Annotated in this window: 24 protein-coding genes and 3 tRNA genes; 15 read left to right on the top strand and 12 right to left on the bottom strand. The window is 71.6% G+C overall.

The features are described from left to right. Positions 1 to 80 precede the first annotated feature (80 nt). Both GKC29_RS05255 and GKC29_RS05250 read left to right on the top strand, forming a co-directional pair. The gene (locus tag GKC29_RS05255) at positions 81 to 302 is read left to right on the top strand and encodes a hypothetical protein (RefSeq protein ID WP_088977233.1); all 222 of its coding nucleotides are present in this window, start codon (positions 81 to 83) and stop codon (positions 300 to 302) included. 613 nt (positions 303 to 915) lie between these two features. Then, a complete protein-coding gene (locus GKC29_RS05250; RefSeq protein ID WP_155329744.1) occupies positions 916 to 1,188 on the top strand; it encodes a GlsB/YeaQ/YmgE family stress response membrane protein in 273 nt (90 codons plus the stop codon). A 157-nt stretch (positions 1,189 to 1,345) separates the two neighbouring features. On the opposite strand, the gene GKC29_RS05245 is transcribed toward GKC29_RS05250, so the two are convergent. The 3 genes from GKC29_RS05245 to GKC29_RS05235 form a co-directional block, all read right to left on the bottom strand. Further along, positions 1,346 to 2,116 carry a TerC family protein gene (locus GKC29_RS05245; protein WP_155329743.1) on the bottom strand — a complete coding sequence of 257 codons (771 nt, stop codon included), beginning with the start codon at positions 2,114 to 2,116 and terminating at the stop codon, positions 1,346 to 1,348. A gap of 467 nt (positions 2,117 to 2,583) precedes the next feature. After that, positions 2,584 to 3,288, bottom strand: coding sequence for an anti-sigma factor (locus GKC29_RS05240; RefSeq protein WP_155329742.1), 705 nt, complete (start codon positions 3,286 to 3,288; stop codon positions 2,584 to 2,586). Further along, positions 3,278 to 3,811 carry an RNA polymerase sigma factor gene (locus tag GKC29_RS05235; protein WP_155333998.1) on the bottom strand — a complete coding sequence of 178 codons (534 nt, stop codon included), beginning with the start codon at positions 3,809 to 3,811 and terminating at the stop codon, positions 3,278 to 3,280. Before GKC29_RS05235 ends, GKC29_RS05240 begins: the two co-directional genes overlap by 11 nt. A 213-nt stretch (positions 3,812 to 4,024) precedes the next feature. On the opposite strand from GKC29_RS05235, the gene GKC29_RS05230 reads away from it, so the two are divergent. Beyond that, complete coding sequence (locus GKC29_RS05230) at positions 4,025 to 4,477, top strand: hypothetical protein (RefSeq protein WP_155329741.1); 453 nt, start codon at positions 4,025 to 4,027, stop codon at positions 4,475 to 4,477. A gap of 75 nt (positions 4,478 to 4,552) precedes the next feature. Here GKC29_RS05230 and GKC29_RS05225 read toward each other — a convergent pair whose 3' ends face one another. After that, positions 4,553 to 4,705 carry a hypothetical protein gene (locus GKC29_RS05225; RefSeq protein ID WP_155329740.1) on the bottom strand — a complete coding sequence of 51 codons (153 nt, stop codon included), beginning with the start codon at positions 4,703 to 4,705 and terminating at the stop codon, positions 4,553 to 4,555. Between the two features lie 160 nt (positions 4,706 to 4,865). On the opposite strand from GKC29_RS05225, the gene GKC29_RS05220 reads away from it, so the two are divergent. The 6 genes from GKC29_RS05220 to GKC29_RS05195 all read left to right on the top strand — a co-directional run bounded on the left by GKC29_RS05220 (position 4,866) and on the right by GKC29_RS05195 (position 10,310). Next, positions 4,866 to 5,339 carry a MauE/DoxX family redox-associated membrane protein gene (locus GKC29_RS05220; protein ID WP_155329739.1) on the top strand — a complete coding sequence of 158 codons (474 nt, stop codon included), beginning with the start codon at positions 4,866 to 4,868 and terminating at the stop codon, positions 5,337 to 5,339. Further along, positions 5,336 to 6,970 carry a radical SAM protein gene (locus GKC29_RS05215; protein WP_155329738.1) on the top strand — a complete coding sequence of 545 codons (1,635 nt, stop codon included), beginning with the start codon at positions 5,336 to 5,338 and terminating at the stop codon, positions 6,968 to 6,970. The genes GKC29_RS05220 and GKC29_RS05215 overlap by 4 nt, the downstream gene beginning before the upstream one ends. Next, entirely contained in the window at positions 6,967 to 7,773 is an 807-nt protein-coding gene (locus GKC29_RS05210; RefSeq protein ID WP_155329737.1) for a class I SAM-dependent methyltransferase, read from the top strand. Before GKC29_RS05215 ends, GKC29_RS05210 begins: the two co-directional genes overlap by 4 nt. A 44-nt stretch (positions 7,774 to 7,817) precedes the next feature. Next, entirely contained in the window at positions 7,818 to 8,450 is a 633-nt protein-coding gene (locus tag GKC29_RS05205; protein WP_155329736.1) for an SRPBCC family protein, read from the top strand. Positions 8,451 to 8,511: 61 nt separating this feature from the next. Further along, positions 8,512 to 8,754, top strand: a complete 243-nt coding sequence (locus tag GKC29_RS05200) for a hypothetical protein (RefSeq protein WP_155329735.1) — start codon at positions 8,512 to 8,514, stop codon at positions 8,752 to 8,754. 5 nt (positions 8,755 to 8,759) lie between these two features. Further along, positions 8,760 to 10,310 carry a tyrosine-type recombinase/integrase gene (locus tag GKC29_RS05195; RefSeq protein ID WP_230688925.1) on the top strand — a complete coding sequence of 517 codons (1,551 nt, stop codon included), beginning with the start codon at positions 8,760 to 8,762 and terminating at the stop codon, positions 10,308 to 10,310. Here GKC29_RS05195 and GKC29_RS05190 read toward each other — a convergent pair. Then, positions 10,276 to 10,348, bottom strand: a tRNA-Arg gene (locus tag GKC29_RS05190). The two genes, GKC29_RS05195 and GKC29_RS05190, sit on opposite strands and share 35 nt — an antisense overlap. A 35-nt stretch (positions 10,349 to 10,383) precedes the next feature. Continuing rightward, positions 10,384 to 10,474, bottom strand: a tRNA-Ser gene (locus GKC29_RS05185). Positions 10,475 to 11,154: 680 nt separating this feature from the next. Here GKC29_RS05185 and GKC29_RS29480 point away from each other — a divergent pair. Continuing rightward, positions 11,155 to 12,234, top strand: a complete 1,080-nt coding sequence (locus GKC29_RS29480; RefSeq protein ID WP_196255810.1) for a hypothetical protein — start codon at positions 11,155 to 11,157, stop codon at positions 12,232 to 12,234. A gap of 152 nt (positions 12,235 to 12,386) precedes the next feature. On the opposite strand, the gene GKC29_RS05175 is transcribed toward GKC29_RS29480, so the two are convergent. Then, positions 12,387 to 13,157, bottom strand: coding sequence for a CPBP family intramembrane glutamic endopeptidase (locus tag GKC29_RS05175; protein ID WP_155329734.1), 771 nt, complete (start codon positions 13,155 to 13,157; stop codon positions 12,387 to 12,389). 144 nt (positions 13,158 to 13,301) lie between these two features. Here GKC29_RS05175 and GKC29_RS05170 point away from each other — a divergent pair, with 144 nt between their 5' ends. Then, positions 13,302 to 14,420: a globin domain-containing protein gene (locus tag GKC29_RS05170; protein ID WP_155333996.1), complete on the top strand. Its 1,119-nt coding sequence runs from the start codon at positions 13,302 to 13,304 to the stop codon at positions 14,418 to 14,420. A gap of 216 nt (positions 14,421 to 14,636) precedes the next feature. On the opposite strand, the gene GKC29_RS05165 is transcribed toward GKC29_RS05170, so the two are convergent. After that, positions 14,637 to 16,157 (bottom strand): peptide deformylase, encoded by a 1,521-nt coding sequence (locus GKC29_RS05165; RefSeq protein WP_155329733.1) that lies wholly within the window; start codon positions 16,155 to 16,157, stop codon positions 14,637 to 14,639. A gap of 280 nt (positions 16,158 to 16,437) precedes the next feature. Between GKC29_RS05165 and GKC29_RS05160 the strand changes: the two genes are divergently transcribed. Next, positions 16,438 to 17,214 (top strand): IucA/IucC family C-terminal-domain containing protein, encoded by a 777-nt coding sequence (locus tag GKC29_RS05160; RefSeq protein WP_155333995.1) that lies wholly within the window; start codon positions 16,438 to 16,440, stop codon positions 17,212 to 17,214. 18 nt (positions 17,215 to 17,232) lie between these two features. Here the strand turns inward: GKC29_RS05160 and GKC29_RS05155 are convergent, their stop codons facing one another. Beyond that, positions 17,233 to 18,933: a hypothetical protein gene (locus GKC29_RS05155; protein ID WP_370463350.1), complete on the bottom strand. Its 1,701-nt coding sequence runs from the start codon at positions 18,931 to 18,933 to the stop codon at positions 17,233 to 17,235. Positions 18,934 to 19,116: 183 nt separating this feature from the next. Here GKC29_RS05155 and GKC29_RS05150 point away from each other — a divergent pair, with 183 nt between their 5' ends. Beyond that, positions 19,117 to 19,827 carry a bifunctional 2-polyprenyl-6-hydroxyphenol methylase/3-demethylubiquinol 3-O-methyltransferase UbiG gene (locus GKC29_RS05150; RefSeq protein ID WP_155329732.1) on the top strand — a complete coding sequence of 237 codons (711 nt, stop codon included), beginning with the start codon at positions 19,117 to 19,119 and terminating at the stop codon, positions 19,825 to 19,827. 30 nt (positions 19,828 to 19,857) lie between these two features. On the opposite strand, the gene GKC29_RS05145 is transcribed toward GKC29_RS05150, so the two are convergent. After that, complete coding sequence (locus GKC29_RS05145; RefSeq protein WP_155329731.1) at positions 19,858 to 20,391, bottom strand: YbhB/YbcL family Raf kinase inhibitor-like protein; 534 nt, start codon at positions 20,389 to 20,391, stop codon at positions 19,858 to 19,860. Positions 20,392 to 20,614: 223 nt separating this feature from the next. Between GKC29_RS05145 and GKC29_RS05140 the strand changes: the two genes are divergently transcribed. Then, positions 20,615 to 21,499, top strand: a complete 885-nt coding sequence (locus GKC29_RS05140) for a sulfotransferase domain-containing protein (RefSeq protein ID WP_230688924.1) — start codon at positions 20,615 to 20,617, stop codon at positions 21,497 to 21,499. Positions 21,500 to 21,525: 26 nt separating this feature from the next. Here GKC29_RS05140 and GKC29_RS05135 read toward each other — a convergent pair. Then, positions 21,526 to 21,612: transfer RNA gene (locus GKC29_RS05135), tRNA-Ser, on the bottom strand. Between the two features lie 162 nt (positions 21,613 to 21,774). Between GKC29_RS05135 and GKC29_RS05130 the strand changes: the two genes are divergently transcribed. Further along, positions 21,775 to 22,752, top strand: coding sequence for an NAD(P)H-quinone oxidoreductase (locus GKC29_RS05130; RefSeq protein WP_155329729.1), 978 nt, complete (start codon positions 21,775 to 21,777; stop codon positions 22,750 to 22,752). Here GKC29_RS05130 and soxR read toward each other — a convergent pair. Then, positions 22,749 to 23,186 (bottom strand): redox-sensitive transcriptional activator SoxR, encoded by a 438-nt coding sequence (gene soxR / locus GKC29_RS05125; protein ID WP_155329728.1) that lies wholly within the window; start codon positions 23,184 to 23,186, stop codon positions 22,749 to 22,751. The two genes, GKC29_RS05130 and soxR, sit on opposite strands and share 4 nt — an antisense overlap. Positions 23,187 to 23,209: the final 23 nt, after the last annotated feature.

The following is a 23,209-nucleotide window of genomic DNA, read 5'->3' as shown; positions in this document are numbered from 1 at the left end:
CGCACCCGCTCCATGATCTAATTCTGCAGGTTTGTCCGCAACCGGTCGGATTGTCCGGCCGGGATTTCGAAGGAGTGTGCATGCCCGTCACCGCCGACCTCACCAAGCTGGTCGACAAGGCCTACCAGGACAAGACCCTCACCGAGATCGTCGACGCCCCGGTGTCCGCCCTCGCCGGGGTCAGCGACGGCGACGCCAAGCTGCTCAAGGACGCCTTCAACATCACCACCGTCGGCGACCTCGGCCGCAACCCGTACTTCCGCACCGCCAACGCCCTGGTCGCCCTCGCCGGCGGCAAGTAGTTCCCTCGCGGCGTGGTGCCGGGCTTCCGGCGCCACGCCACACGGTGTGGACGTGCGCTACCGGCCTGCCAGCGCATCGGGTTTCGCTCTCCCACTGCGGCGAGCACACCCCAGGCACGAGCCGACAGCCGCGTAGGTGGTCGGACTCGGGTTCCGGTGTCAAGGACGGCGACGACGGCGAGGTAGCCACCCAGCAACAGAAATGCCCTCGAAGCCGACTCGGCCCGGCCGCGGGGCCGGCGGACCAGCATGCCGGCGAGGACGACGGCGGTCATGAACACCCCGCGGCAGTGACCAAGAGCTCGTCGGTCTGCGCGGCGTGGAACAGGGAGCCCGGCGATGACGAACACCGCGATGCTCCACGCCAGCGGCCACTGAGGGGTCGGATCAGGCATGGCAGCCAGCGTTACCGCCGTTACCGAGCCGGTGAGCCTGGTCGCGGGAGGGTCCAGCGGACCCCGGACCGTGTCGCCGCTGACGCCGGTTGACGACCGGTGCACGGTTGCATGACAGGTGTACGAAGAAGCGGCGGCAGGCCGTCAGGAAGGTTTCGCCGACGGCACCGCGCGGGCACCAGTGACCCCGGCAGACAACCTTTGAAGGGACGGCTCTCGTGGAAGTTACCGGCTTCTTCACCGCCATCATCATCGGTCTGGTCATCGGCGCGCTCGGCCGCCTGGTGGTGCCGGGCAAGCAGAACATTCCGATCTGGCTGACCCTGCTCATCGGCGTGGTCGCCGCGATCCTCGGCACGCTCGTCGCTGGCGCTCTCGGCGTGGACGACACCGCCGGCATCGACTGGATCGAGTTGGCCCTTCAGGTGGCCTTCGCCGCGATCGGCGTCGCGGTCGCCGCCGGCACCTACGGCCGCCGCCGCGTCCACTGACCACTCGCCGCCCGCACCGGCCTGCCCCTGGCAAGGGACAGGCCGCAGAGCTGCCCGGACTCTGGCGGAGCGCGGCAGGGCGAGATGGTACGCGACGGCCACGGCGGTCACGACCGCCGTGGCCGTTGTCTGCACCGGCGGCGGGCACGGGTGACGGCTACCGATCGCCGGCCGCTTCCGACTTGACGTAGGTGGGGTGCAGATGGACGGGTTCAGCCGCACGGCGCTGCTGGCGGGCCCGTACACGCAGGTTGAGAAACTCGACGAAGATCGAGAAAGCGATGGGTCCGTACACGTAGCCCTTGGGGATGTGCTGGTCGAAACCTTCGGCGATGAGGCTGGCGCCGATGAGCAGCAGGAACGACAGGGCGAGCATCTTGACCGTGGGGTGCTCGTTGACGAAACGGCTGACCGCGCCGGCGGACACCAGCATGATGATCATCGCCACAACGACCGCGGCGACCATGATGAATAGCTCGTCCACCATGCCGACGGCGGTGATGACCGAGTCGAGGGAGAACACCACGTCGAGCACGAGGATCTGGGCGATGACTGCGGCGAACGACGCCGCCTTGCCGCTCGATCCGTGTTCCGCACCCTCAAGATGCTCGTGGATCTCGTAGGTGGCCTTGCCGAGCAGGAACAGCCCGCCGAGCAACAGGATCAGGTCACGCCCGGATATCTCCTGCCCGGCGACGGTGAACAGCGGCGCGGTCAGTCCGATCACCCAGGACAGCGAGGCGAGCAGCAGCAGCCGGGTGATCAGCGCGAGCGACAGCCCGATGGTGCGCGCCCGGGCCTGCTGGTGCGCAGGTAGACGGCCGGCCAGGATGGAGATGAACACGACGTTGTCGATGCCGAGTACGACCTCGAGCAGCAGCAGGGTCGCGAACGCGATCCAAAGCTCGGGGCTGGTGAACAGTTCCATGTCGCTCCCGGTAGAGGTTGGGTCTGCGCCGGCGCGGCGTCCACGACCGTACAACGGCCGCAGGTGATCCACCCGAGAAGGCCCGCGAGGAACGAGGAACACAGCGCAGGCGAGACAAGGAACCCGGGTGGCGTTCTGACGGCGCATACCGCCGACTGACCCGGGCACACCGCTGGGATTGCTCGCTACCGGTCATCCACTGTCCCGGCCCCAGCGCCGAACGGCCACGGCCTCACACGCCGGCCCGGCACGTGCCCAGCCCAGCCCGGCCGCGACAGCCAACCGCGACAAAGGAGTCGGACGAAGACAAGCCCTTAGCCTCTCCGGGCCGCGGTGCCCACCCCCGATCCTCGTCGCGACCGCCCGTGTCCGGCAGATCCCGCAGCACCACCATGTCGGCCGCGAGCGGCAGCCGGCCGCGGCCCAGCGCGCCTATCACGGTGGCCGTCGCGGAATCCGGGTCGGCCTCATCCGAGGTCGAGCGCGGCGGCGACCTGCCGTACCAGGTTTTGGTCCTCGCCGAGGACGAGAACGGTGTGCGGGCTGCGCGAGCAGAGCACCACCACCCCACGGTGGTGGGTGATACCCGAGCCGGACGGTCCGTTCGGATGATCGGCTCGGGCAGGCATGGGAAACGGCTCGTCGGACAGGTAGATCAGCAGCCGCCGTCCGGTGTCGTCACGGTAGGCGTACCCGGTGACCGGATGGCCGGCCAGCCGGCCGGTGCCGGCGGCGGTGCCGGCCAGCCGCAACGCGGACAGGTCCGGTGCGGCCTGCAGGGGGATACCGGAACCGGGCAGTTGCTCGTCGTGGTAGCCGGCGACCGCGGCGGCGATCGGCGCAGGCTGCCCGTCTGGCACGGCGACGAGGACCGCCGCGGCGACGGAAAGCGTTGCGACGAGGGTCAACACGGCAGCCACCAGCACCCACGCCCGGGTGCGGTGCCGGGCGGGCGGCTCGGCGGTGACCGCCGCGTGGGCCCGCAGGAGCAGGCGCGCAGGCGCCGGCTCGTAGGCCTGCATGGCGAGAGTACGACCGCGCCGGCCGGCGTCGACCTCGGCCCAGCACCGGTCGCAGGTCAGCAGGTGTTCCTCAAACGCGTCCCGCTGGTCAGCGGGCAGCTCGCCTGCCAGGTAGGCCCCGATCGTGGCGTCGTCGTGGTCATGCCTCACCGGGTGTCACCCCTTGCTGCTGCAGCAACGCCGCGAGACGCTTGTGGCCGCGGTGCACCCGGGCCAGTATCGTGCCGCGTGGCGTGCCGGTCATGGTGGCGACCTGCGCCGCGGTGAACCCGCACAGGTCCATCAGGGTGATCGCCTCCCGCTGCGCGGCCGGTAATTGCCACATCGCCTGGTGCACCTGGTCCCGCACCGCGGCGCTGATCGCCTCGGCGGCGGTGTCGTGGGCGGAGACCAGCGTTACGCCCGCGTCCGGGTCGAGCACTTCTGCCGGCCGAGCCGCCTCCCTCCGGTAGCCGGTCCGGGCCGTGTTCAGGCAGATCGTGGCCAGCCAGGCGCGCACGTCCTCCGGCGGCCGACGCCGCCACCCGCGCAACGCCCGCAGGTACGTCTCCTGCACCAGGTCCTCCGCGGCTGGCCGCGAGCGGGTCAGCCGCCTGGCCAGGTTGTAGACCAGATCCAGATGCTCGCTGACCGCGTGTAGAAACTCGTCGTCGTCACTCATCAGCCCACCCATCTTCCGGGTAGGACTCATCGCCGCCACCGCTGATTGCATCCGCCTGCCAGCGCCCGCCGCTATCCCCTCCTCGGTGGGAAGACGGGCGACCGACACCCGTACGGGCGGCGCCCGTACGCCCCAACGCAATCACCGCGACGGCAGCAGCGTCCCCACCAGCAAGTGGCGTAACGGTCGGTCACCGACCGGTCAGCGGACATCAGGAGGTTAGCGATGACGACCGCACACACCGCGGCGGGCACGGTGAGCCTGCCGGCCCGCCTCGTCGCGGGGATTTCCGGCGGCCTGGCCGGCGGCATCGTATTCGGGATCCTCATGCAAACGTGGGGCATGATGCCGATGGTGGCGATGCTGGTGGACAGCGAGTCGATCACCGTCGGCTGGCTGGTCCACCTGGCCAACTCGGCCCTGTTCGGGGCGATCTTCGCGGCGCTGTTCGGGCGCTGGGCGGCAACACCGGCGACCTCGGCCGGTCTCGGCCTGCTGTACGGGGCGCTGTGGTGGGTCCTCGGCGCCCTGCTGATCATGCCCGCCTGGCTCGGCATGAACGAAATGATCTTCCAGGTGAACGCCGACGCGTGGCGCAGCCTGCTCGGCCACCTGATCTACGGCCTACTGCTAGGCGTCGTCTACGCCCTCACCTTGCCGAGGCTGCGGCGAGGCTGAGCACCGGCGGTCGAGTAGGAGGGGGTCGCGTTGGAACAGGGCGACCTGGCTGCCCATCCGGACCGGGACCTGCTCCTACCGCCTGAAGTCGCGGATCGTGCGCCGGGTCACCAGCTCGTCGGCGAACGCCGGGACCCGGGCCAGGCCAGCCTCGGCCGGCACGGCCGAGACTGGCGCCGGCCGGCTGGCGGGCGCGATCGGCGGGTTCGGCGTCAGGTCCGGGTGCACCGGCCCAGTCTGCCCCACCGGCCTCCGCCGCGACATCCAACGGGCACTGACCGCCGCCCCTTGCCGCTCGTGGCACAGGTCGGGTCGGTGAGGACGCCGGCCGGGAGTTCGGTACGGCGGTTACAGAACGGCGAGAAATCCAGCCCGTACGGTCGGAGGTATGTGGTTGCGACTCATCCTCGGCGTGGTGTACGTCGGCATGGCGGTCGGGCAGCTGGCGTCGTGGACGCACATGCCGGAGATCCTGGCGGCCTACCAGGCGGGCGGACCGGCGGCGATGAGGGCGCTGGCCGTCGTCCTGGTCGCCGGGGAGCTGACCTGCGGACTGTGGTTCCTGACCCGGCCGCGGTCACGGGCACTGACCCCGGTGTGGATCTACACCGGGGTGTCGGTGCTGTGGGCGACGCTTGGTGCGCAGGCATTCGCGCGCGGAATAGAGGTCACCAACTGCGGCTGCTTCGGCCGGCATCTGTCCCAGCGGTTGAGCTGGCTAGTGCTGGCTCAAGACGCGCTGCTGCTGGCGTACGCGGCCTGGATGATCCGCTCGGCCCGCCGCCGGCCCGTACCGCCCGGGCCGGTGCCGGCCGAAGCCGATGCTACTCACCACACGGCGGCCAGTCAGGAGAGAACATGAGCGACAAGCCCGGCCCCACGGGGGCGCGAAAGCACGACCGGGACGAGATCTTCGTCGAGTACACGAAGTCGATCCGCCCGGTCTGCAAGGCGGTCGTGGACGGGCAGGTGAACCTCCGCGACGGCAAGGTCTACCTCCGCAAGCGGTGCCGCGAGCACGGGGCGTTTGAGGCGTTGGTGTACGGGGATGCGCAGATGTACCTGGACTCGGCGCGGTTCAACAAGCCCGGCACGATCCCGCTGATGTTCCAGACCGAGGTCAGGGACGGCTGCCCGAGCGACTGCGGGCTGTGCCCGGAGCACAAGCAGCACGCCTGTCTGGGGATCATCGAGGTCAACACCGGCTGCAACCTGGACTGCCCGATCTGCTTCGCCGACTCCGGTCACCAGCCCGACGGGTACGCCATCGACCTGGAGCAGTGCGAGCGGATGCTCGACGTGTTCGTCGCGTCCGAGGGCGAAGCCGAGGTGGTGATGTTCTCCGGCGGCGAACCCACCATCCACAAGCAGATCCTGCAGTTCGTCGACGCCGCCCAGGCCCGCCCGATCAAGGCGGTCAACCTCAACACCAACGGCATCCGCCTGGCATCGGACCGGGCGTTCGTGGCGGCCCTTGGCGAGCGCAACCGGCCCGGCCGGGCGGTGAACATCTACCTGCAGTTCGACGGCTTCGACGAGCGTACCCACCGGGAGATCCGCGGCCGGGACCTGCGGGCGATCAAGCAGAAGGCGCTGGACAACTGCGCCGAGGCGGGGCTGACCGTCACCCTGGTCGCGGCGGTGGAGCGCGGCCTCAACGACCACGAGCTCGGCGCGATCATCGAGTACGGCCTGGCCCACCCGGCCGTACGCAGCGTGTCGTTCCAGCCGGTCACCCACTCCGGACGGCACGTGGAATTCGACCCGCTCACCCGACTGACCAACTCCGACATCATCCACGGCATCGCCGCTCAACGCCCCGACTGGTTCCGGGCGTCGGACTTCTTCCCGGTCCCGTGCTGCTTCCCCACCTGCCGGTCGATCACCTACCTGCTCACCGAGGGCACTCCCGGCAGCCCGGACTTCGGTCTGGTGCCGATCCCACGGTTGCTCAACGTCGCCGACTACCTCGACTACGTGTCGAACCGGGTGATCCCCGACCACGCGATCCGGGAGGCCCTGGAGAAGCTGTGGTCCGCCTCGGCGTTCATGGGCACCGACACCACGCACGAGAAACTGGCCGCCGCCGCGGCGGCCCTGGACTGCGCCGACGCCTGCGGCGTCAACCTGCCCGAAGCGATCGCCGACCTGACCGACCGCGCCTTCATGATCGTCATTCAGGACTTCCAGGACCCGTACACCCTCAACGTCAAGCAGCTGATGAAGTGCTGCGTGGAGGAGATCACCCCGGACGGCAGGCTGATCCCGTTCTGCGCCTACAACTCCGTCGGCTACCGCGAGCAGGTCCGCGAACAGATGTCCGGCGTCCGGGTCGCCGACGTCGTCCCCAACGCCGTCGGATTGCAGCCGATCCTGAGCGACTCCCCGTACGGGTCGAAGATCGCCCGCCATGACCGCACCGCGACCGCAGCGGACGATGACCAGCGCGGTGTGGCGCGCGACGCCACCAACGTGGGCAGGCGCATCCGATGAACCCCGCCGAACCCGAAGCGGCGGCCCGGGCCAAGACCTGCTGCGCCGCCACGTACGGCTCCGACCTGGTCGCGCTCCTACTCGGCGACACCTACCATCCCGGCGGCCTCGCGTTGACCCGGCGGCTGGCCTCCCGGTTGGACCTGCGCGCCGGCGACCGGGTCCTCGACGTGGCCAGCGGTCGCGGCGCCACCGCCCTGGCGCTCGCGGCCGAGTACGGCGCCGATGTCACCGGTGTCGACCTGTCCGATTCCAACGTCGCGTACGCCGCCGGCGCGGCACTGGCCGCCGGCCTTGACGACCGGGTTCGGTTCCGGGTCGGCGACGCCGAGCGGCTGCCCATCGAGACGCAGTCATCTGACGTAATCGTGTGCGAGTGCGCGTTCTGCACGTTCCCCGACAAGCCCACCGCCGCCAGGGAACTGGCCCGGGTGCTGCGCCCCGGCGGCCGGCTCGGGATCGCCGATGTCACCGTCGACCCCGACCGGCTCCCGCCCGAGCTGACCGGGTTGGGGGCGTGGATCGCATGCGTCGCCGACGCCCGCCCCGCCGACGAGTACGCCGCCCTGCTGACCACCGCCGGGCTGACCGTCACGCAGGTGGAACGGCATGACGACGCGGTCGCGGTGATGATCGATCAGATCGAGGCCCGCCTCGCCGTCGTCCGGATGACCGCCCGGTCGCGGGCCGAGGCCCTCGGCGTGGACTTCACCCGCGCCCCGGCGGTACTGGCCGCCGCCCGCGCCGCCGTCGCTGACGGCGTCCTCGGCTACGCGCTGCTGACCGCCAGCAAACCACGGTGACCGCGAACGGGCGCTCCGCCCGGACAGGAAGAATGGAGACGATCATGACGGGACTGCGTATGGCCTCGGTCCTGGTAGCGACCGCGGCGGCCGGCGCGGCCGGATACCTGGGGCTGGTCACCGGACGGCTCACCCTCGATCTGGGCATCGGCCGGCGAGTACGCCCACTCGGCCCGCAGGTGGTGGACATCGCCGCGCCCCGCGAGTTGGTCTTCGACGTGATCGCCCAGCCCTACCTCGGCCGGGCCACACGGGCCCAGCAGGACAAGATTCAGGTGTGGGAACGCGGCGACGGGATGGTCCTAGCCGCCCACCGCACACCGATCGGCCGTGGTCTGGTCACCCAGACGGTGGAGACGGTCGCCTTCACCCGCCCCGACACGGTCGACTTCCGCCTCGTCCGCGGCCCCGTGCCACACGTACGGGAACGCTTCACCCTCACCGGCGACGGCGACCACACCCGCCTGGAATACACCGGCGAGATGGGCACCGACGGCTGGGCGCTGGGCAACAGGTGGGCCGCGATCGTCGCCCAGCAGTGGGAGGCAACCGTCGCCGACTCCCTCGCCACCCTGAAATCCGAGGCCGAACGCCGGCACAACCGCCAGCGCAAGACGCCCACCGGCCGCCCATCAGGAGCGACCACCGAGCACCCCGCGCCAGGCCCAACGCAGTGACGAATCCCGCCCGCCACGCCATCAAGATCCGGCCGGTGGGCGCGCCCTGCGACGCGTGCGCGTGACCACGATCATGGCCGCCATTGTCGCCACCCAGGCCAACTTCTGCGCCCTCGCCGCCGCCGGCATGATCGTCCACGCCACCGGCACAGCACACGACGCCGCCACCTCTTGCTGGCTGCAGCGGGGGCCGTGGGGCGCCCGCACCGACCCGAAGACGCGGCAGCCGCACAACGACGACGGCAGCCATGACGGCCGCCGCAGCGACGGCGCATCCTGCCTCTCACCCGAGCGAGAGAGGTGATTGACATGACGACGACAGGTGTGATTTTCAAGCGATGCGGATGCCGCGGACCCAGCGGTCGACGGCTGGAGAAGTCCTGCCCCCGGCTGGGCGAGCGCGGACACGGCACCTGGTACTTCCACGCCTCCGCAACCAACCTCCTCGGCCGCTCCGAGCGAGTCCGTCGCGGCGGATTCCCGACCCAGAAGGCCGCCCGCCGAGCACGAGACGAATGGCTGGCGTCCACGGGCGAGGAACGCACCGCCCAGTCGTGGACGGTGGAGCGGTGGCTGCGGTACTGGCTGTCCACCCGCACACGGTTGCGGCCGACCACCTTGCTGCACTACACCCGCGACGTGGAGCAGGTCCTCATCCCCTGGCTCGGAACGCTCTGCCTTGCCGACCTGGACGGCCGACTGCTTCGCGCGGTGTTCGCCGAGATCGCCAAGACCACCAACCGCAAGGGCCTACCGCAGTCCGCGTCGGCGATGCAGCACCTGCGCACCACCCTCCGCGCGGCACTCAACCTCGCCGTGCGGGAGGGCGTGATCGCCTCAAACCCGGCCCGGCACATCGAGGTCACCGGCTACCGCAAACCCCACGCCCAGGTCTGGACCGACGCCCGGGTGCAGCAGTGGCAGCAGACCGGGCAACGGCCGGCCGTGGCGGTGTGGACCGTCGAACACCTGGCCACCTTCCTCACCACCGTCGTGAATGACTCGCTGTTCGCCCTGTGGTGGCTGATCGCCCTGCGCGGCCTGCGCCGCGGCGAAGCCTGCGGACTGCGCTGGACCGAACTCGACCTCGACCATGGTCTGCTGTTCATCGTGCGCAACCGCACCACCGCCGGCTACCAGGTCGTCGAAGGCGCACCCAAAACGTCGGCGGGCGCACGCGCGGTCGCCCTCGACAAGCACACCGTCAAGGTCCTGCGTGAGCACCGCCGCCGCCAAGCCGAACAGCGGGAACGGCGGCTCGCCGGCGGGCAAGCCTGGACCGACTCCGGGTACGTGTTCGTCCGCTCCGACGGCACACCCATCCACCCCGGCTACGCCAGCTGCCGGTTCCGGCTCCTGGTCGCCCAGACCGACGTGCCACCGATCCGGCTGCACGACCTGCGCCACGGCGCCGCGTCACTGGCCCACGAGGCTGGCGCCGACCTGAAGACCATCCAAGACCTGCTCGGCCACGCCAGCATCGTGATCACCGCCGACACCTACACCAGCGTCCTACCCCTCGCCCAGCGCCGCTGCGCCGACGCCACCGCCAAGCTCGTCCTCACCGCCGCCCGCCGCACCCGCGACAAGATCCGCAAGAAGGGGCGCCGTAACCGGCCGCAGCGCCGACCAGTGACAGGTACTCCCGCCCCCACCGGCCCCGCCAGCGGAAAGAATCCGCAGGTCAGGAAGGACCGCGCTAAGCGGCGGTCATGCACTGGGATGACACCCGAGTGGCACCCACGTGACACCCACCATCCACAGCGGACAGAAACGAGCAAGGGCCTGGCCCGCGTCTCCGCAGACCAGACCCCTTATGATCTTGCGCGCCCGAAGGGACTCGAACCCCTAACCTTCTGATCCGTAGTCAGATGCTCTATCCGTTGAGCTACGGGCGCTGGTGCTCAGCCAGCCTACACGACCGACTTTCGCGCGGAGACTCCGGGATTCGAACCCGGGAGGGGCTTTAAAACCCCAACCGCATTAGCAGTGCGGCGCCATAGACCAGACTAGGCGAAGTCTCCCCGGCGACCCCTGGAGGCCACCGGGCCCGAGGATACAGGGCCCCGGCCATCGGGAGCAAAGCGACTTCCCCGGGACGCCCGACGATGGCTCCGGGTCGCGGCGGATTCTCCGCTGTGCGGGGGCGTGATCAAGACTACGCTCCATCGATATGCACGAGCAGCCGTCGAGCGAGCCGAACCGTCGAGAGCCTGCTGCCGGGAAGCGGCGGCGCTCCCCGAAGGCCACGTTCACCCCGCCCCCCGCTCCGGTGCAGCCCGCTCCGGCTGCCGGCACCGGACAGCAGCGGGCACAGCGGACAAAGCCGGCACCGACCGTGCTCTTCCAGCCTCCCGCGCCGCAGCCGCCGGCACCCCGACAGCCCGACTCCGGACCGCAGTCCGAGGCCGGGACCGGGCAGCCGGAGTCGACACCGCCCACCCGCGCCGGCCGGCTGGACGCGGCAACGTCGGGCGAACCGACGAGCCCCGCACCGGAGCCGACACCGGTCGGACCCGAGGCCGAGGCAACGTCGGGCGAGCCCACGAGCCCCGCACCGGAGCCGACACCGGTCGGACCCGAGGCCGAGGCAACGTCGGGCGAGCCCACGAGCCCCGCACCGGAGCCGACACCGGTCGGACCCGAGGCGACCGCGGCGGAGCTACCGACGGCACCGCCGGCAGGCGCAGCGGCGACCGACGACGTGACCGACGACACAGGCGGCAGTCCGTCCACCCCGGCGCCCGGGAAGACCAGGGCGCCCCGGGCGAAGCGGACGGCGGCGAAGAAGGCCGCGTCCGGTCGCACCGCCCGGACCGAGGTTGAGTCCCCGACCGGCGTCGACGCACCCGCTGCCGACGCGCCGACCGCCGGCCGCGCCCGGACGGGCACCAAGCGCACGGGCGCCACGAAGGCCGCGCCGAAGGACGGCCCCGCACGCCCCCGCAAGACCACCCGCACGGTAGCGAAGCCGGCGACCGAGCAGGCGGGCCCGACCACGGCGGTGCCTCCGGCGGCAGCCGCCGCGTCGACGGCCGAGGACGATTCCACGGCGACCGCCCCGCACGGCGCGACCCCCGCACCCGTTCCGGCCGCCACGACCGCTCCGCGACCGGCGGAGCCGGCCGAGCCGCCGGCCCTGACGCGTACGCCCGAGGTGGTCGCCCGGCGGGTGCTCGACCATCCGGGGTACGCGCCGGAGCTGCTCGCCCTCGCCGCCGTGCAGGGCGTCGGACCTCGGGCGCGTGACTGGGCCGAGCGGCTGCGGTCGGCGTACCCGAAGGCGACGGGTGACGGCCTGGCCCGGCTCGCCACCCGGCGGTACGTCCGGCAGGCCGGGGTGGGTGGCGCGGCGGCCGCCCTGGCCGGCGTGTTCGCGCCGGTGGCGGAGTTGGGCGCGGTGCTGTGGACGCAGGCGGGCCTGGTGCTGCACCTGGCGGCGGCGTACGACCGGGATCCGACGCACCCGGACCGGGCGGTGGAGTTGCTGGTGCTGACGCAGGTGCACCCGGACGAGGACAGCGCCCGGGCGGCGCTCCGGGCGGCCCGGGCGGCGGACGGGCCGGGCGAGGCGCCCTGGCCGCGGGCGGTGGAGGCCGCCTGGCGGCTGGCCGCGCCGCTCGCGGCGCAGGCGGGTGGCTGGCTGGCGTTGCGGCTGGCGTCCCGGCTGCTGCCCGGCGCGGCGGCGCTCGCGGCCGCGACCGGCGACGCGGCGGCGACCGAGCGCCTGGCGGCCCGCGCCGTCGCGGCCTACCGACCGGCGCGCGCTGCCCGCATCGGCTGAGATCCCAACAATTTCCCTGGCATCGCGGCCTTTCCGGCCTCGGGACACCGCGATGCCGGAGGCATCGTGACCCGGGACACCTCGCGCCGGCCCGCGCCGACGCCGCGAGCGGACACGGCACGCCGAGCCCGGTCGAAGACCGCCGGACCCGGTCAGAGCCAGTCGAACCAGTCTCGCGGGAGCAGGGCGTAGCCGACGAAGGCCACGATGTCGAGCAGGGTGTGCGCCACCACCAGCGGCATCACCCTCGGGGTCCGCAGGTAGAACAGGCTGAACACGACGCCCATGACGGCGTTGCCGAGGAAGGCGCCGAAGCCCTGGTAGAGGTGGTACGAGCCGCGTAGCAGCGCACTCGTCGCGATGACCGCGCCGAGCCGCCACTGGAGCTGCCGGAGCCGGGTCATCAGGTACCCGACGACGATCACCTCCTCCAGCACCGCGTTCTGCACGGCGGCGAGGATCAGCACCGGGACCGTCCACCACAGGTCGGGCAGTGCGGCGGGCACCAGCGTCGCGTTGAGGCCGAGCTGCGCCGCCACCCAGAACAGGGCCAGGCCGGGCAGCCCGATCAGCGCGGCCAGGCCGGCGCCGCGGGCCAGGTCCTGACCGGGCCGCCGGGCGTCCAGGCCGAGGGTCCGCGCCGGGGCACCGGGGTCCCGGGCCAGCAGGTGTACGGCGAGCAGCACCGGCAGCAGGGCGAACGCGATGCCGAGCACCTGGTACGTGAGGTCGAGGTAGGGCCGGGCGGACCGGGACGTGTTCAGCGCCGCGGTCTGCGCCGAGAGCGGGCCGTCGGCGGTGAGCTTGGCGACGATCGACACGAGGGCGTAGACGGCCGACTGACCGAGGGACAGGCCGAGCACCAGCATCGTCTCGGTGCCGAGGGTCCGGCGGGTCACCGGGCGGTCGAGCTCGAGGGTCACCGCACCACTCTGCCTGACCGGCGGGCCGACCGGCAGCGCCGAGGAGACCTCATGAGCTGGTCGCACATTCTGTGCGACCGGTCGGCACTCTCCGTGGACATTCTGTGGTTGCCCGATCCCCGCACGGAGAAGGAGCACGCTCCCGTGGACAACGTCGCGCGGCTGCTGAAGGAGAGCTGGACCCTGGTCGAGGAGCACCGGGACCGGCTGAGCGGTCACTTCTACGCCCGGCTGTTCCTGCTCGACCCCGAGCTGCGCTCGCTCTTCCCGGTGCAGATGTCCGGCCAGGGCGACCGCCTGCTGGAGGCGATCATCACCGCCATCCACACCGTGGACGACCCGGAGAGCTTCGACGAGTTCCTCCGCTCGCTGGGCCGGGACCACCGCAAGTACCACGTCGACGCGGCGCACTACGAGACGATGGGCGTCGCGCTGCTGGACGCGCTGCGCAGCACCGCCGGCGACGGCTGGAACCTGGAGTACGACCAGGCGTGGCGGGACGCGTACGCGGCGATCTCGGCGAAGATGCTCGCCGGCGCGGCTGCGGACGACGACCCGCCGTTCTGGCACGCCGAGGTGCTCACCCACGAGCGGTACGGGCTGGACACGGCGGTGCTGACCGTCCGCGCGCTGCAGCACCCGCTGCGCTGGAGGGCGGGCCAGTACCTCAGCGTCGAGGTGCCCCGGTACCACCCGCGGGTGTGGCGCACGTACTCGGTGGCGAACGCGCCGAACGACGACAACGTGCTGGAGTTCCACGTGCGGACGCCGCAGGGCGCGGGGTGGGTCTCCGGCGCGCTGGTCCGCCGGGTGAAGCCGGGTGAGCTGCTGCGGCTGGCGGCGCCGATGGGGTCGATGACCCTCGACCGGTCGTCGGAGCGGGACATCCTCTGCGTCGCGGGCGGTGTCGGGCTCGCCCCGGTCAAGGCCCTCGTGGCGGAGTTGGCGACCTACAACCGGACGCGCTGGGTCCACGTCTTCTACGGCGCCCGCACCCGGCAGGACCTGTACGGTCTCGCCGGGCTCCAGGAGATGGTCGCTGCTCACCCCTGGCTGTCGGTGACGCCGGCGTGCAGCGAGGACGACGACTTCGACGGCGAGCTGGGCGACATCTCCGAGGTGGTCGGCCGGTACGGGCCGTGGACGGCGCACGACTGCTACATCTCGGGTTCGGCCCCGATGGTCCGGGCCACGCTGCGCGTGCTGGCCGGGGACGACGTGCCGCCGGAGCGCACCCGGTACGACACCTTCGGCGAACTGTAGGCATTTTCTCCCCCCAGGGACCGGGGCGCGTGCCTCCGCCCGCTCGGGCACGCGCCCCGGTCCCCCCGAACGGGCGGACCGGCACCGCCCCGCACGACCACGTCCGCCCTGCCGTCCTTCCCACCTGGGCGGACGTGGTCGTGCCGCCGGGAGAGGGCGGCCGTCATGGCTGGCGAGGCCGTCGCCGCCCAGGCGACGCGGAGCCCGGGAGCGGCGTCAGTAGCGCCAGGGCTGACCGGAGTAGCGGTACTCCTCGACGGGCACCAGCGGCACCCCCGGCGCCATCCGGTCGACGTAGAGGCGCCCCTCCAGGTGGTCGATCTCGTGGGCCACGAGCCGGGCCATGCCGTAATCGAACGAGGTGATGATCCGGCCACCGTCGACGTGGGCGTGTTCGACGTCGATCCGGAGCGGACGGGGCACCAGGCCCCGGTGGTCGAAGAAGGAGAGGCAGCCTTCGTACTGCTCGTCGACGTCGGGGGACGCGTCGACCACGCGGGGGTTGAGCAGGACGACCGGTTCGGCGCCGCGGTCCGGTGGCCGGACGACGGCGGCGGCCCGCCCGATGCCGAGCTGGGGGGCGGCGATTCCGACACCCTTGCTGAACGGGTGCAGCTCGTCGAGGCGGAGCAGCGCCCCGGCGAGCCGTTCCACGACGGTGCGGGCCACCTGCTCCTCGCGCGGCAGGTCGAACGGCTGGGTGGGCTGGCGCAGCAGGTCGGCGCCGCGTTGGATGATGCCGAGGCCGCGCATGCGGTCGCTGGGCCGGACCCGGCCGGGGTCGTCCGGGTGCCCCTCGGTTCGGACGCGGAACCGCCACTGCATCCGGTAGCGGGCGTTCAGCGGCGGGTCGTCGGTCGCCCAGTCGAAGACCACCCGGTCGCCGGCCTCGCGGCGGGCCACCGGGGTGCGGAGTGGGCCCTCCTCCGCGGAGAGCGAGGTCTCCGCGCCCCAGACCTGGGGGTCCAGCGCCGCCGGCAGGTCCAGGCGTACGGCGAGGTGCCGCGTCGGTACCCGGACGGCCCGCTGGAACCAGGGGCCCCACTTGTCCGCCCCGACGTGGTACGCGTACTCGATGGTGGCGCGGTCGCCGGGGTAGAGCGGGAAGCGGCGGTCGGCGTTCTCGAAGAGGAGCCAGATCTCCTTGAAGGCGTCCCGGTCGTGCTTGGCGCGCCAGTGCATCGCTTCGCGTTCGCCCGCGTCCAGCCGGTGCGCCCGCAGTTGCAGCTCGGTGAAGGTGAGCGGGTGTTCCCGGTGGTGCCGGTTGGACCGGCCCGGGTCGGCGGGGTAGCGGTCGACGGCGACGCGGACCAGGTAGCGGGTGACCGGTTCGGTCCCGGCGTTGTACAGCTCCCGCCGGATCACGCACCGGTACGCCTCGTCGAGGTAGGTGAGCGTGGCCTGTTCCCGCTCGACGATGAGGCCGGTGCCGGGTGGGAGCCACTGTCCGGGGATCGGGGACTCCCGGTGGTGGGCCTTGTCACTGCGGGCGTGCCGCAGTTCGTCGTACTCCCGGAAGCGCTGCCAGATCGCGCCGCTGGCCTCCAGGACGGCCTCCGCTCGGCGGGCGAAGTCCTCGGTGGGGCGGTGTCGCCGCCCCTCGACGTGGCTGACGTACGACGGGTCGAACCCCATGAGCGTCGCCAGCTGTTTCTTGGACAGTCCCCGTCCGGTCCGGTGCCGGGCGAGTTCGGCGGCGAAGGAGTCGGCAGCCCGATCGAGCGGTGAGGTCGTCATCAGCTTCCTCGTGGCCGGGAGTATTCAGTTTCACGTTCCGTCGCCGGTCGCGTACACAACTGCCACCTTGCCGACACGAGCCTTGACGAGCGAGCGACAGACGTCGATACTCCAGCCGCCGTTTCCCGAGCCGGACGCCGGGTAGAACCGCCTGAGCGCGAGCGGGCCGGTCAGCCATCCGACTGAGGTGAGCCTTTCCTTCGCCCGATCGCTGTGGTTAGGCTAGCCTTAGCTCAGCGACGGGCGTTTCGAACGGGGGGCGAGTCAGGTGACAGCGGTCATGCCGGGGCGGGAGACCGCCGCCACGCTGGCACCGGTCACCGCGGCCCTGCGTCAGATGTTCGGCACCGACGACGTGCCCGGCCTCGCCCGCGGCCTGCTGGTGGCCGACGAGCTCGGCTGGGCTCCGGCGACCGAGCTGGTCGACGGCACGCGGCTCCCCGAGTTCCTCCGCGCGGCCACCGCCCGCTGGGGTGGCACACCGCACGCCTGCGCCGCGCTCGCGTGGAAGTCGTACAGCTACTGGACCGCGCTGCCGATGGTGCTCGGCTGGGCCTCGGCCCGGCGGGTGCCCCTGCTGACCCCGGCCGACGTGCTGATCCACTTCGAGGACCACCGACCGCTGCTGACGATGGGCCTGCGCCGGTCGACCACCGTCGCCGTGCTGCCGGGCGACCCGCTGGCGCTGGCCGGCCTGCCCGAGGTGCGGGTCGTGGCCGACGAGGCGGAACTGCTCCAGGAGCTCCGGGCCTCGCTCCTCGACGCCCACCTGGCTCCGATGATCGCGGCGATCCAGGCGGAGGTGCGGATCGGCACCCGGACGCTGCTCGGCTCGGTGGCCTCCGGCATCGCGCACGGGATCCTCCGCGCCGCCGACGGCCTGCCGGGCTCCTCGGTCGCGACGATCGACACCCTGCTCGGCGCGCTCGACCTGCGCGACCTGGTGGACCTCGTCCCCGGCCCGTCCGGCGAGCCGACCGTCCAGCGCCGCACCTGCTGCCTGGCGTTCACCCTCCCCAACCCCAAGATCTGCCAAGGGTGCTGCGTCCGCCAGTGACCGGCCGGACGCCGGCCGTCAGTCGGTGAGTTCGCGCACGTCCCAGAGCCAGACACCCCCGGTGTACGTCGGCCGGACCCCGGTCAGCTCCGTCATGCCGCGGCGCAGCGCGTCGGCGTACGGGTGCGGGCCGAGCACCACCGCCCCGGCCCGCCAGTACCGCAGGTCGTCCACGGCGGCCACCCGGGCCCGCGGGGTGATCGGCGGCACCGCCCCGGTACGCCGGATCAGGCCGAAGTAGTCGCTGGTCGGGCGGGGCGGCGCGGTGAACAGCGCCACCCGGTGCTTCCCGGGGCGGGTGTCCGGGCCGAGAAAGTAGCCCCGGGCGATCGGCATCTCCAGCCCGGTCTCGGCCGACCAGCGCAGCGGGTCGGCGTAGTGGGTGTCCGGAAGCGGCAGCGTGACGATGCTGCGCCCGCCCGCCACGTACGGGCGCCAGGCGCCGGAGGTGACGAAGGCGGGCGTGGGGTCGAGCCGTGCCGCCGGCAGTGGGGTGGGAAGCAGCGGCAGGAGCGCCATCACCAGCACGGTGCCGGTGGCGAACCGGACCTGTGGCCGGGCGTCCGGGTGCCGGGCGGCGAGCGTACGGGCGCACTCCACGCCGTACGCCAGCAGCAGCCCGATGATCGGGGTGATCGCCAGGGACCAGCGGGTCGGCACCACCGAGTGCAGGATCGGCAGGTTCTCCAGCGCCGCCCAGGGGGCCCGGATGCCCGTTTCCCGGCCGTTGAACTGGATCTCCCGGCCGAGTGAGAGCACCGCGAACAGCAACCCCAGCACGGCCAGCCCGCGGACGACGGGCTCGCGCCGCAGCCACCAGACCAGCGCGACGACGAGCACCACCAGCGGCCAGCCGAAGAACGCGTTCTCCTCGGTGGGGTTCTTCGCCAGGCCCGTCGCGCCGCGCTCGTTCCCGGCGAGGGACTCCCGCGAGTACGCGACGAAGGACGCGAGGTCGGTGGAGTAGCCCCGGATGAGGCGCGACAACCCCTGGTAGGCGCCGGGTCCGAAGAACTGGACGGAGAGCGGGTACGCGAGCAGGACGAGCGCGACCACGGCGGCGACCCCCAGCCCGGCGAGGAAGGGACGGGTCCGCCGGCGTAGCTCGGGCCGCCCGAGGGCGAGCGCGACCACGACGACGCCGAGGCCGATCGCGGTCATCAGCAGGATCTCCAGGTTGATGAAGGCCTGCCAGACGATCACCAGGGCGAGCAGTACGCCGTTGCGCAGCCAGCGTCCCGGATCGCCGAGCCGCAGGGTGCGCCAGATGATCAGCGGAACCACGAACTGCGAGACGATGTTCGGGTGGGCGTTGGCGTGGGAGATCATCGCCGGCGCGTACGCGCAGAAGGCCGCCCCGAGCCAGGCCGGTCCACGCGAGCGGAGCAGCACCCGGGAGAGCAGGAAGTACCAGGAGGTCGCGGTGGCGGCCATGCCCAGGGTGAGGAAGAGGAGAAAGGACGTTCGCGGACCGGCCAGCAGGGTGACCGGCGTCATCGGTATGGACACGGACAGGACGGACGTGTTCGCCATCAGATTGACGCTGTCCGGAACGTTCATCCGGTCGGACGTGAAAGGGTGGACGAACTCGGTCACCACCCGCGCGCCGTGCGCCATCCGCCCTCGTCGGGCCCTCCACCCGCGCCCCGGCTCCCGGTAGCGCCGGCAGGTGCGCCCGATTCCGGAGTAGTCATGACGATTCGCAGAGTAGTCGGCTATCGACCTGTCGTGACATGTTTCGGTGGGCTGGGTACCATGTGCCGGGTTCGCCGACCGCCGATCACGTGCCCGCCCCCGACACAATTCGGCCACCACCGTGCCCCGATTTGTTCTGCCTTCGATGCGGATGATTGACTCTGTCGGCCCAGGCGCGGATCGAGTCACACCGTGAGGAATCGACGCATGGCAGAAATCACCGGAGATCAGCGCGTGCAGTCCGAGGTCCTGGAGGGTCTCGCGACCGCGGTGAACCACCGTCGCTGGTTCGTCGAACTCGCGCTGCCGTACCTCGGTGACAACCCGATCGAGATCGGCAGCGGTCTCGGTGACTACGCCCTGGAGTGGGCCGAGCGGCTGCCGCGTTTCACCGCCACGGAGGCCGACCCGGACCGGCTGGTCGCGCTCAAGGAACGGCTCGCCGCCGAGCCGTCCGTCGAGGTGCGCCAGATGCTGCTGCCCCACTCGGAGCAGGGCGACTACAGCGCCGCGGTGTCGTACAACGTACTGGAGCACATCGAGGACCATGTGAGCGCGCTGCGCAGCATGCGCGACCTGGTCCGCCCGGGCGGTGCCGTGATCATCATCGTGCCGGCCTTCGAGTTCGCGATGAGCCCGGCCGACATCGCCACCGGCCACGTCCGGCGCTATACCAAGAAGACCCTGGCTGCCGCGATGACCGAGGCCGGCCTCACGGTGGAGAAGATCCACTATGCCAACGCGCTCGGCCTGATCGGCTACTTCATGGCGACCAAGGTCCTCCGGCTGATGCCGAAGGAGGGCCCGATGGTCAAGGTGTACGACACCCTGGTGCTGCCGGCCACGAAGGCGGCCGAACAGCGGATCCGTCCCCCGTTCGGCCAGTCCGTCTTCGCGGTGGCCCGCACCCCGTCCTGACCCGGGCCCCCTCCGGCGGTCCGGCGCGGGTTACTCCTTCACCTGGTAGGTGGGGCGGATGACCGCGCGGGCCAGGGTGTGGAAGGCCAGGTTGAAGCCGACGTACGCCGGGGTGGCCTCCGGGGTCACCTCGAGGCGCTCCACGTCCAGGGCGTGCACCGCGAAGACGTACCGGTGCGGGCGGTCACCCGGCGGCGGGGCCGCACCCCCGTAGCCCTGCTCGCCGTAGTCGTTGCGGACGGCGAACCCACCGGCGAAGTCGGCCTCGCTCGCTGCCCGGGGCAGCTGCGTGACGCTGGCCGGCAGATTGACCAGCACCCAGTGCCAGAAGCCGCTGCCGGTGGGCGCGTCCGGGTCGAAGCAGGTCACCGCGAAGCCCTTGGTCCCGGCCGGGAAGTCCGACCAGGCCAGGTGCGGGGAGACGTTGTCACCGCCGCCGCCGGGGTGGGCGTGGGCCGCGTCCATCGGCTCGCCGTTCTGCACGTCGTCGCTGGTGAGCGTGAACGACGGCACGGTCGGCAGCAGCTCGTACGGGTCCGGGGCGATCGGTCGTTCCAGGGTCATCGGGACGGATCCTTCCGGTGAGCGCGATTTCTCCTGCGCACCTTCATACCCCGCCGACGCCGGCCAGCGAACCGGAAGCGCCGCTGCGCCCCCGTGCGGAGGGCGGATTCAAGGCTCGGCGGCGTCGAGCAGGTCCTGCCAACCGGCGGGGCGGCGGAGCCGAACGCTGACGCACGCGAATCTGAGACTGTCCTCCGCCCCGGCGGCGCGGTAGGTTCGCAAGGTGGCCGGTCAAACCGTCAGATTGGTTAAGCAACACGCGCCTGATTCGCTGCGGGTCCTGGCCCGACGAGCGATGCTCGAAGCGCACAATGCGCGACTGCGGATCACCGTTCCGGTAATCACGAAGTGTCAGTACGAGAACATCTACCACTACGCGGTACACAAGACCGGAAGTCAATGGATAAAGGACCTGCTCAGCGACCCGGTCGTTTATCGCTACTCCGGATTGCTGCCCTACATCCCGCGCCTCTCCCGGCGGCCTCAGCGGTCCGTCCCCCCACCCGGCCACATGGCGTTGTCCGTGTTCCTCCCGTACGAACGCTACCGGGCCATCCCGAAACCCGATAGCCATCGGGCGTTCTTCGTACTCCGGGATCCCCGCGACATCGTCGTCTCGAGCTACTTCTCGCTCCGAAACTCACACGCACCCATGGGGGACATTCCACGGATTCGAAAGGTCCTCCAGGAGAGCCCGACGAAGGACGGGATGGTGCACGTCGTCAACTACCTCTCCGAGAAGGGCCTCTACCGGACGCTCCGGTCGTGGGCACTCGCGCCGAGCGCGGACACGTTCCGTCTCTTTCGTTACGAGGATCTGACCGGGGAACGGCAGCTGGACGAGGTGGATCGACTGCTGCGCCATTGCGGCATCTTCATCCCGTCGTCCGAGCTGGAAGCCCTCCTTTCCCGCTACAGCTTCTCCAGAATGCAGGGGAACCGGGGGAACGCGCGGTCGACCTCCCACTACCGGAAAGGAAAGGCCGGCGACTGGCGCAACCATTTCGATGACGGGGTCTACGAGGCTTTCGACGCAGCGGCGGGCGACCTCGTCAAGCTCCTCGGATACCCCGCACATGACCAGTCCGGTCACGCCTCGGGCGGGTAGAGCCTGACGCCCGTCGCCGTTGCGAGCGGAGGGTGTGGGATTCGAACCCACGAGGACGTTGCCGCCCTACCGGTTTTCAAGACCAGCGCCATCGGCCACTAGGCGAACCCTCCCGGCCCGCGCACCCCGCTGGGATACGCGACCGTGCCTAGTCTGCCACGGCGACCCGCCGCGTGAACGCGCACGTCCACCGCGGCGCCGGGCGTCCACAGTGGGACGCGCCGCTTCGTCGGGATGCGTCGCCGGCCGTCGGACCGGTGCGGTAGACAGGGACCATGCACGCCATCACGATCCCGGAGCCCGGTGGACCCGACGCCCTGGTCTGGGCCCAGGTGCCCGATCCGGAGCCGGGCCCCGGCGAGGTGGTCGTCAGGGTGCGTGCCAGCGCGGTGAACCGGGCGGACCTGCTGCAACGGCAGGGGCTGTACCCACCGCCGCCGGGCGCGCCCGCGTACCCGGGTCTGGAATGCTCCGGCGTGGTGAGCGCGACCGGCCCCGACGTGACCGGGTGGTCGGTCGGCCAGGAGGTGTGCGCGCTGCTGGCCGGCGGCGGGTACGCGGAGCGCGTGACCGTGCCGGCCGGGCAGTTGCTGCCGGTGCCGGCCGGCGTCGACCTGGTCGACGCGGCGGCCCTGCCCGAGGTGGCGTGCACGGTCTGGTCGAACGTGGCGCAGCTGGCCGGGCTGACGAAGGGGGAGACGCTGCTGGTACACGGCGGCGGCAGCGGGATCGGCACGTTCGCGATCCAGCTCGGCGCGGCGCTCGGCGCGACGGTCGTGGCGACCGCCCGGGCGGCGAAGCACGACGCGCTGCGGGAGCTGGGTGCCGCGCACACGATCGACTACCGGGAGCAGGACTTCGTCGAGGAGGTCCGGCGGTTCACCGACGGCCGGGGCGCGGACGTCATCCTCGACATCATGGGCGCCTCCTACCTGGGACGGAACGTCGCCGCACTGGCGACCGGGGGCCGGCTCGTGGTGATCGGCATGCAGGGTGGCCGCAAGGGCGAGCTGGACCTCGGTGCGCTGCTGGCGAAGCGGGGAACGGTGGCGGCGACGGCGCTGCGATCCCGGCCGGTCGAGGAGAAGGCGGAGATCGTCCGGGGCGTACGCGAGCAGGTGTGGCCGCTGGTCGAAGCGGGAAGGATCCGTCCGGTGGTGGACCGCCGGCTGCCCATGGCGGACGCCGCCGCGGCGCACCGCCTGGTCGAGTCGAACGAGCACGTCGGCAAGGTGCTGCTGACCGTACCCTAGCCCGGGAGCACCAGCCGCGCGCCGGGGCCCTCGCCGCTCAGCGTGTCGCCGGGGTTGTAGAGGGCGCAGCGCCGCAACGACAGGCAGCCGCAGCCGATGCAGCCGTCGAGGTCGTCGCGGAGCTTGGCCAGCAGCCGGATCCGCTCGTCCAGCCGGTCCCGCCAGACGCGGGAGAGCCGGGCCCAGTCCTCCGGGGTGGGGGTCCGGGCGGACGGCAGCGAGTCGAGCGCCTCGCGGATCTCGTCCAGCGAGATGCCGACCTGCTGCGAGATCCGGATGAAGGCCACCCGGCGCAGCTCGATCCGCGCGTACCGGCGCTGGTTGCCGCCGGTTCGTTCGGCCCGGATCAGCCCGAGCCGCTCGTAGTAGCGCAGCGCGGACGGCGCCACGCCGCTGCGCTCGGCGAGCTGGCCGATGGTCAGTGACTCCTGCATCACGTCGCCTTGAGTTGAAGTTA

Source organism: Micromonospora sp. WMMC415, assembly GCF_009707425.1.
GTDB lineage: Bacteria > Actinomycetota > Actinomycetes > Mycobacteriales > Micromonosporaceae > Micromonospora.
The sequence above is the reverse complement of the archived record's forward strand: the minus strand, read 5'-3'. Positions and strand labels throughout refer to the sequence as shown.